The following is a 9259-nucleotide window of genomic DNA, read 5'->3' as shown; positions in this document are numbered from 1 at the left end:
GGGGCCCCCCCGGGGCGCGGGGGCGGGCTCCCGGGGGCCGGCCGGGGGGCGGGGGGGGGGGGGGGCCCCCCCGGCCCCCCCCCGGGGGGGGGGGGGGGGGGACGCGCGCGGCCTCACGAAGCGCTCGGGTCCTCGCCTCCCGCCTGCGAGGTCTCGTCCAGGACCGACAGGACGGCGTAGTCGTACATGCCGTATGCCGGGGACATCGTGATGTTCGCGGCCCGCGGTCCCCTGAACACGACCGACTTGACGTACATGTAGGGGCACATGACGGCCTCGTCCATGGCGGCACGGTCCACGGCGGCCCAGATCCGGGCGCGCTCCTTGTCGTCGCGCGTCGCGGCGCCGGTGTCGAGGAGCGCGTCGATCTGGGGGGAGGCCAGCTCTCCGAGGTTCTGGTTCCCCGTCTCCTTGATCGCCCGCGAGTCGGCGATCTGCTGGAGGAAGCCGTAGCCGTCGGGGAAGTCGGCCGCCCAGCCGAACATCACGATCCCGATCTCGTGCTGCCGCACGTACTCGGGAACGCCGACCGCCTTGGTGAAGTAGTCGCCGGAGGTGAACGGCACCACCTCGGCCTGGATGCCGACGCGCGCCAGTCCGCGTGACAGGGCGAGCGCGGCGTTCCACTCCTTGGTGCGGTCCTCCCGGGCGGCGATCTTCGTGGTGAAGCCGTCCGGGAGGCCGGCACGCGCCAGCTCGCGGCGGGCCGCCTCCAGGTCCCCCGTGCCCTCGGGGCCGACCGGATAGCGGTCGAAGGGGTCGTACCCCACCACGGACGCGGGCAGCAGGGTGGTGGCGATCTCGCCCGCCGGGTCGCCCCCGTAGGCGGCGAGCATCGCCGTCTTGTCGGTGGCGTACTGCACGGCGCGCCGGGCGTGCACGCTGGTCAGCGGGCCGACGTTCCGGTTGAGGCAGTAGAGCCACACGAAGCCCGTCCGCGGGTTGTCCACCCGCTGTCGCAGCTCCGGATCGGCCAGCAGCAGCTCCTGGGTCTCGGGCTGCACCCCGACGCCGGCGAGGTCGATGTCCGCCTCCCCGTCGAGCAGGATGCGGTCGACCTCCGGACCGCTCACACCGAGCCGGACCGTGATCCGGTCCGGCAGGGCCGTCCGTACGGGGTCGGTGTCGGCCTGCCAGTGCGGGTTGCGGTCGAGCGTGAGCCGGGCGCCCGGCGTGTACGTGTCGATGCGGTACGGGCCCGAGGACACCGGCTGGCGGTGGTACTCGGGGAAGGTGTCGCGCTCGCGCGGCACGGCGATGGTGGTGGGCAGCGCGGCGAGGTAGTCGAAGGCGGCGAAGGGCTCGCGCAACCGGAAGACGAGGGTGCGCTCGTCCGGGGTCTCGATGCCCTCCGGACCGGTGAGGTACTGGCGGAAGTACGCCGGCCCCCCGCGCGTGACCGGCGTGCCGTAGACCGCTTCGGGGTAGGCGGCCCGCAGCACCGCGTACTTCACGTCCTCGGACGTGACGGGCGTGCCGTCCTCGAACCTGACGCCCTCGCGCAGTCGGTAGGTCCAGGTGCGGGAGTCCTCGGTCGCCTGGCCGAGCGCCTCCGCCAGGTCCGGTACGAGCTGCGGGCTGCCCGCCTCGTCGGTCCTGTAGCCGACGAGGGGACGCCCGATGAGCCGGATGAAGTTCCAGGTGTACGCGTAGTACGTGTCGGCGGGGTCGAGCGAGTCGAAGTCATCGGTGCGGACGTACCTGAGCGTCCCGCCCCGGTGGTCCGACGGGTTCACGATGCCTCGTGCCTGCGCGTTCAGTGCCACGGGGTTTTCAGCGCCTCTCGTCGTGCGGATGGTGGGGAAGGCTCGTGCGTCCGGCGACGTGGCACACGCGCCCGCTCGCCGGTGGTGAGGGGGAACCTCACTGGGCGAGCCCCATGGCCTGGACGTCGTACAGCCCGAACGCGGGGTGCACGTACACATCGGTGACGTCGGGGTGCCGGTAGTGCAGTGTGCGGTCGTGGGCGATCGGAAGGATGACGGCCCGTTCCATGACCGTCTCCTCGACCCGCTGCCAGAGCCGGTGCCGGGCGACGGGGTCGGCGAGGGCCTGGGCCTCGTCGACGAGCCGGCGGACGAGTGGGTCGTCGAGCTCGGCGAAGTTGAAGTTGCCGCCGCCGCGCTTGATCTGCCGCCCGTCTATCAGGGGGGCCAGGAAGCCGTACTCGGTGGGGTAGTCGGCTCCCCAGTCGGTGACGCCGAGGCCGAGACCGAGGGTGCGCACGGTGTCGGGGTGGCCCAGGCCGGAGCGGTAGTACGAGGCGGTGTCGAGGACTTCGACGTGCGCTCGGATGCCCACCCGGGCGACGGATTCCGCGAGGGTCCGGGCGACGAGTTCGAACTTGCCCGGCTGGGTGGCGATCCGGGTCTCGAAGCCGTCGGGGAGCCCCGCGGCCTCCAGTTCGGCGCGCGCGGCCTTCAGGTCGCCGGTGAGGTCCGTGCCGCTGGGGTACCGGTCATGACCGGTGTGGGAGGGCAGGGTGGGAGGGATCAGGCTGGTGGCGAGCGACCCGCCCACTCCGTCACCGCCGCGCGCCTCGAGGAGAGCGGCCTTGTTCGCGGCGTAGAACACGGCGCGTCGCGCGTGGACGTCGTCGAACGGGGGCACGCACGTCTGCACGGTGATGTACTGGAGGAATCCGGTGGCGGGGTTGTCGGCCCGGGACCGCAGAACGGGGTCCGCGAGGATCACGTCGCGTGCGGAGTGCTGGATGCCGCGGCCCTCGACGTCGATGTGGAACTTGCCCGCGATGAGGTCCCTGTCCAGGTCGTTGACGTCCACTCCGAAGGTGACGGTCATGTCGTCCGGCAGGGCGGGGCGGAGGGGATCGGTCGCGCGGTCCCACATCGGGTTGCGGACGAGGTGGAGGGAGTGTCCGGGGCTGTAGCGCTCGATGCGGTACGGCCCGGAGCACACCGGCGCCTTCTCGTAGTCCTCGCGGGTGTCGTGGTGCGCCGGGACGGGTGCCGTGTTGGGTTGCGCCATCACGAAGTCGAAGTCGGCGAACGGCCGCTTGAGGCGGAAGCGGAGGGTTTCGTCGTCCGGGCACTCGACGGCCCGGCAGCGCTGCCCGCCGTAGGGACCCCGGTAGTCGCCGTGGTCGAGGAGGTCGAGGAGGTACGTGGGGCCGCCGGGGAGCGCGTCCTGCGCGAAGATCCGTTCCACCGCGTAGGCGATGTCCCGGGCGCGGATCGCCTCACCGGTCTCGAACCTGACGCCGTCGCGTATCCGGTAGGTCCAGGTCAGGCCGGAGTCCGACACCTCGCCGGGACCGCTCGCCAGGTCCGGCACCACCGTGGGGGTGACCGGGTCGGTTCCGAAGGCCATGAGGGTGCGGTGCATGGTCCGCTGCAGCAGCCACGACCACACGTAGTAGGTGCGGGCCGGGTCGAGCGAGTCGACGTCGGCCGAGGCCACCATGGCCAGCCGGCCCCCGGGCTTGCCACCGGGATTCGCCACGCCCTTGACGGCGCCGTTCCAGCCGGACATCAGCCGATCTCCTTCACGTACAGGTACTGCGCGGACAGGGAGCACCCGCGGGACACCTTCGCGTCGGTGGAACCGATGCCGTAGTGGACGGTCCTGACGCCGTGTCGCGGGGCGTGGTCGGCGAGCGTGTAGTAGAGCAGCTCGTAGTACAGCGGGAGCTTGCCGACCGCCTCGTAGTCGAAGCCGGCGCGGTGGGCGAACCAGGTGTCGCCGTGGGAGAGGACCAGGCCGAAGCCCACGACGTCTCCGTTCAGCACGGCTCTGGAGACGAGTGCGCGGTCGCCGAGGCGTTCCGCGGCGGCTTCCAGGACGGCCTCGGAGCGCTTCGGGTCCCAGCTCGACATGCCGTACTTGGCGAACAGCCGGGTTTCCAGGAGGGCGAGCCGCGGGATGTCGGCGGGGTCCAGGGGGGCAAGGGTGATCTTCACGTCCGAGGCCTCGATGTGGCGCCGCTCGGAGCGGACCCGGCGCGAGCGCCGGGAGGGGAGTGCCATGGCGTAGTCCATGAATCCCTCGCCGGGCAGGGTGAGGGAGGCGAACTGCCCGGACACGTGGGAGATGTAGCCGCGGTCGTGGAGCACGTCGCGCTGGACGCGGTCGGACGCGTCCACGTACGGGAGGCAGATCGACCGGCATCCTTCGTCGGCGGCGACGCGCTCGGCCTCCTCGAGGATCCGGTGCGCCGTGTCCGTGCCGGCGTCGGGGTGCAGCATCAGGCGGGTCCGGCCCAGGTGCCGGCCGCCGCACATCATCGACGGCATCAGGCGGTCCATGTCGCCGAGTCCGGCGAGGACCTCCGCGGCGCCGTCCATCTGCTCCTCGGCGCAGTGCCGTACCAGCAGGTCGGTACGGCCCAACGACCACGGGGATTCACGCGTGGCCAGGACCATCGGCAGGGCGGCGCGCACGCCGTGGTCGGCCTGCGCGGTGAGATAGGCCATCCACGCCCCGGCGGAATCCTGCAGGACGCGCATCCAGTCGGGGCTGAGGAAGAAGTCCTCACCACCGACGAGCGCACCCCAGCCGGCATCGCTCGCGTCCTCGGGCGTCCGCCATCGGTTGATCACAACTCCACTGGTCACGCGGCAGATCCTCGGCGGGGACGGTCTCAGTCCACTCTTCATCGGGTCCCTGGTCCTTGATAGCCACTTGAGAGCAAGACGAGAGCACACCGCCGGAGGGTTTGGCCTGATTCAACGTCACCCCATGAACAGGAGACCCGTTTCATGTCCCGTGTATCCACCGGCCCCAGTGAGCAGCCGACCACCGCGCACGCTCTGCTCAAGCGCCTGCGCGAGCACGGAGTCGAGAAGGTCTTCGGCGTCGTCGGCCGAGAAGCCGCCTCGATCCTGTTCGACGAGCAGGACGGCATCGAGTTCGTCCTGACCCGCCACGAGTTCACCGCGGGGGTCGCCGCCGACGTGCTGGCCCGGATCACCGGCCGCCCGCAGGCGTGCTGGGCCACGCTCGGCCCCGGCATGACCAACCTGGCGACCGGCATGGCGACCAGCGCCCTCGACCGCTCCCCGGTCATCGCGATGGCGGCGCAGTCCGAGTCGCACGACATCTTCCCGAACGACACGCACCAGTGCCTCGACCTGGTCAAGATCGCCGAGCCGATCTCGAAGTACGCCGTCGAGCTGGAGCGCCCGCACGAGATCACCGACCTCGTCGACTCGGCCGTCTCGGCCGCGATGACGGAGCCGGTCGGCCCGTCCTTCATCAGCCTCCCGGTGGACCTGCTGGGTTCCTCCGAGGGCATCGACCTCGACAAGGACCACGGTCCGGCGCTCACCCCCGAGAAGCCGATCACGGCGATCCAGCCCGGCTGGGAGCTGCGCGCGGACCAGGCCGTCGCCCTCGTCCGCGAGGCCGCCAACCCGGTGTTCGTCGTCGGTGCCGCCGCGATCCGCGCCGGAGCGGTCCCCGCGATCCGCGCGCTCGCCGAGCGCCTGAACATCCCCGTGATCACGACGTACATCGCCAAGGGCGTCCTGCCGCACAAGCACGAGCTGAACTACGGCGCCGTCACCGGCTACATGGACGGGATCCTGTCGTTCCCGGCCCTGGAGTCGCTGTTCGGCCCGGCCGACGTCATCCTCACCCTGGGCTACGACTACGCCGAGGACCTGCGCCCCTCGATGTGGGAGCGTGGCGGCGAGAAGAAGACCGTCCGCGTCTCCCCGACCGCCAACCCGGTGCCGCGGATCTACCGCCCGACGGTGGACGTCGTCACGGACGTGCTCGCCTTCGTCAACCACCTGGACGCCGGCACCGCGGACGTGGCGGCGAAGGAGCGCCACGAGATCTCGGCCGTGCGGGAGCGGATCGCCGAGCTGCTGTCCGACCCCGAGTCGTACGACGACGGCATGCGCGTCCACCAGGTCATCGACTGCATGAACTCCGTCATGGGCGAGACCGCCGAGGACGGCGAGGGCACGATCGTCTCGGACATCGGCTTCTTCCGTCACTACGGTGTGCTGTTCGCCCGCGCCGACCAGCCGTACGGCTTCCTCACCTCGGCCGGCTGCTCCAGCTTCGGCTACGGCATCCCCGCCGCCATCGGCGCCCAGATGGCCCGCCCCGGCCAGCCCACCTTCCTGATCGCCGGCGACGGCGGTTTCCACTCCAACAGCGCCGACCTGGAGACCATCGCGCGGCTCAACCTGCCGATCATCACGGTCGTCGTGAACAACGACACCAACGGTCTGATCGAGCTGTACCAGAACATCGGTCACCACCGCAGCCACGACCCGGCGATCAAGTTCACCGGGGTGGACTTCGTGCAGCTGGCCGCGGCCAACGGCGTCGAGGGTGCCCGGGCGACCACGCGCGAGGAGCTGCTCGCCGCGCTGCGCAAGGGCGTCGAGCTGGGCCGCCCGTACCTGATCGAGGTGCCGGTGAACTACGAGTTCACCGCCGGCGGCTTCGGAGCACTGAAGATCTGACATGGCCCAGACCGACCTTCCCGCCGCCTTCGGCTTCCTCGCCTCCGCCCGCACCGGCGGAGGCAGGATCCCCGCGGCAGAGTTCACCACGCGGGGCCACCACACCCCGCTGTCCGAGCGGTTGCACGCGCTGACCGTGGACGCCGTTCTGGTCCGTCCCCACGAGGGTTCGGGCGGTGCGCACGCCACGGACGGGGACACCCTGGTCTTGTTCGCCGGGGAGATCTACAACCGTGACGAGATCGACGACGCCCTCGGCTCACGCGGACACGCCTCGGACGCCGAAGCGGTCATCGGCCTGTTCGAGAAGTACGGGCCCCACGCGTTCCGGTTGATCAACGGCCGGTACGCCGCGCTGCTCCTGGCGGGCAAACGCGTACTGGCCGCCACGGACCACGCGGGATCGGTGCCGCTGTACGTACGCCCCGAACCGGGGCACGTGCTGGCCGCCACCGAGGTGAAGGTGCTGGCGGAGGCCGGTGGGGCGATCCGCGGCGCGCCGGTCCCGGGGACGCGCCGCATCCGGAAGCTGCCGGGAGTCCACCAGGTTCCCGCCGGGGCGGTGCTCGACATCCGCGTGGACACCGGCGAGGTGACGGTGCACCGCACCTGGACTCCTCCGGTGCACCGCCGCCTGGTGACGGAGAGCGAGGCCCTCAACAACGTTCGCGCAGCGTTGGAGAAGGCCGTGATCCGGCGCCTTCCCGCCGGCGGCAGGCCGCTCGTGGTCCTGTCCGGCGGAATCGACTCCTCTGCGGTGGCCGCGCTGTCCGCCGGCGCGGCCACGGCGGGGATCGACACCCTGTCGATGGGCACGGACGTCTCGAACGAGTTCCCTCAGGCCCGGGTGGTGGCGGAGCACCTGGAGTCGCGGCACCGGGAGCTCACCGTCGGTTCCGGGGATCTGCTGGCCCTGCTCCCCCACACCGTTCACGCGGCGGAGTCGTTCGACCCCGAGGTCATCGAGTACCTGCTGCCGCTGACCGCGCTGTACCGCCGCATCGACGGTCCGCCGCGGAGGATCCTCACCGGGTACGGGGCCGACATCCCGCTGGGCGGCATGCACCGGGAGGACCGGCTGCCGAATCTGGACACCGCGGTGGTCTTCGACATGGACACCTTCGACGGGCTGAACGAGATGAGCCCGGTGCTGTCGACGGTGGCCGGCCACTGGTCCACCCATCCCTACTGGGACCGCGAGGTGCTGGAGCTGCTGACGGTGCTGGAGGCCGGTCTGAAACGCAGGTACGGGCGGGACAAGTGGGTGCTGCGCGCCGCGATGTCCGACCTGCTGCCCGCCGAGACCGTCAACCGCCCCAAACTCGGTGTGCACGAGGGCTCCGGGACGACCACCTCCTTCTCCCTGCTGGTCCGTCAGGCCGGCGGGGCGGAGGAGGACGTCCCGGCCGTCAAGGCGCGGGTCGTCCAGCAGCTGTTCGACCTGACCGTGGTCGGCCGCGTGCACCCGGACGACATCGCGGTCGAGGAGATCATCGGGAAGATCCTGGCCGAGGGCAGACGGTGACCACATACGAGCTCTTCCAGGGCAGACGGCTCGCCGTCGTCGAGTCGATGCTGCACGACGCGTTCTACTCCGGCATCCACCGCGCGCGGGACTTCGGCTGCGAGGTGTGGCTGCTGGTGCAGGGCGAGGAGTGGTACACGGGCGGCGGGCGACCGCTGTCCGAGCACCCGCTCGGCCGCGTGGACCGCGTCCTGCACGTCGACACGCACGACTGGCGCGCCGTGGTCGACGCCCTCACCGACGATGACGGAAAACCTCTGGTGGACGGGGTTCTGTCGTTCTCCGACTACCACACGGAGGTGACCGCACGGGCGGCCGAGGCCCTCGGCCTGCCCTCCCAGGGGTTGGCCGCGGTGCGCGCGGCCAACCACAAGCACCTGCTGCGGGCCGCGTTGGACGGGGACCCGGCCAACGTGCGGTGGCGCCTGGTGACCTGCGCCGAAGAACTGGAGGAGGCGATCGCCCACGTCGGGCTGCCCCTGATCGCGAAACCCCCGTCCGAGGCCATCTCCTACGGCGTCCGCAAGTGCGCGACCCACACGGAGGCGGTCGAGGCGTGGCGAGAGCTGTCGGTCATCCGGCAGTCCCTCAGGGGGCAGCCGCGTCCCGGGTACGTGCTCCTCGAGGAGTTCGTCCAGGGCACCGAGGTCAGCGTCGAGTCGATGACCGTGGACGGAGTCACCCACTTCTTCGGCGCCACCTCCAAGTACCTCCACAAGCACACCATGCTGGAGGAGGCCCACTCCTTCCCGCTCGCACTCGAAGCCGGGGTCTGGGACGGGATCCGGTCCTGCGTGGATCGAACCCTGCGGGCGATCTCGTACCGGCAGGGCCCGGCCCACACCGAGGTGATGATCACCGAGGACGGTCCCCGCGTCGTCGAGGTGAACCCGCGGCTGCCGGCCCACATGATCTCCACGATGGTCACCGACGTCTGCGGCACCAATCCCCATCTGGACGCGAAGCTGCTCGCTCTCGGCGTGGAGCACACACCGGACGGCAAGCCCGGTCAGGGGGTGGCGGGAGGTGCCGCCGTGGTGGTGCTGTTCCCGGACGAGAGCGGCGAGTTCACCCACATCGACGGCCTGGACGAGGCGGAACGGCTCGGGGTGGTGGTGCGCCTGCACCACGAACCGGGCGACCTGGTCGCCGAGCGGCTGGACAACTCGGCCTCCGTCGGCTTCGTCTACGCCCACGGCGGCACCGCCGAGGAAGCGCTGGACAAGGCGCGGCGCGCGGCGGCACGCATCCACATCCACACCCGGAGGACGGCACCGTGAGCGGTCAGATCAAC

6 protein-coding genes are annotated in these 9259 nt (G+C 71.1%); 3 read left to right on the top strand and 3 right to left on the bottom strand.

Going from position 1 to position 9259, the window contains the following annotated elements; all coding sequences use genetic code 11:
- Positions 1–113 precede the first annotated feature (113 nt).
- From ACFCY7_RS01705 to ACFCY7_RS01695, 3 genes are all read right to left on the bottom strand, one after another.
- A complete protein-coding gene (locus tag ACFCY7_RS01705) occupies positions 114–1766 on the bottom strand; it encodes an ABC transporter substrate-binding protein (protein ID WP_376480451.1) in 1653 nt (550 codons plus the stop codon).
- Between the two features lie 97 nt (positions 1767–1863).
- On the bottom strand, positions 1864–3492 hold the full coding sequence (locus ACFCY7_RS01700) for an ABC transporter substrate-binding protein (protein ID WP_376480450.1): 1629 nt from the start codon (positions 3490–3492) through the stop codon (positions 1864–1866).
- On the bottom strand, positions 3492–4574 hold the full coding sequence (locus tag ACFCY7_RS01695) for a GNAT family N-acetyltransferase (RefSeq protein WP_376480449.1): 1083 nt from the start codon (positions 4572–4574) through the stop codon (positions 3492–3494). Before ACFCY7_RS01695 ends, ACFCY7_RS01700 begins: the two co-directional genes overlap by 1 nt.
- A 144-nt stretch (positions 4575–4718) precedes the next feature.
- On the opposite strand from ACFCY7_RS01695, the gene ACFCY7_RS01690 reads away from it, so the two are divergent.
- Genes ACFCY7_RS01690 through ACFCY7_RS01680 form a run of 3 tightly spaced genes read left to right on the top strand, consistent with a single transcriptional unit; the run spans position 4719 to position 9245 of the window.
- Positions 4719–6440, top strand: coding sequence for a thiamine pyrophosphate-binding protein (locus ACFCY7_RS01690; protein ID WP_376480448.1), 1722 nt, complete (start codon positions 4719–4721; stop codon positions 6438–6440).
- Between the two features lies 1 nt (position 6441).
- Positions 6442–7965, top strand: coding sequence for an asparagine synthase-related protein (locus ACFCY7_RS01685; RefSeq protein WP_376480447.1), 1524 nt, complete (start codon positions 6442–6444; stop codon positions 7963–7965).
- Complete coding sequence (locus ACFCY7_RS01680; RefSeq protein WP_376480446.1) at positions 7962–9245, top strand: ATP-grasp domain-containing protein; 1284 nt, start codon at positions 7962–7964, stop codon at positions 9243–9245. The genes ACFCY7_RS01685 and ACFCY7_RS01680 overlap by 4 nt, the downstream gene beginning before the upstream one ends.
- The last annotated feature ends 14 nt before the right edge of the window (positions 9246–9259 follow it).

The sequence above is a fragment of the Streptomyces sp. NPDC056361 genome (assembly GCF_042262805.1).
Lineage (GTDB): Bacteria > Actinomycetota > Actinomycetes > Streptomycetales > Streptomycetaceae > Streptomyces.
This window is presented reverse-complemented; position numbering and strand designations above follow the sequence as displayed.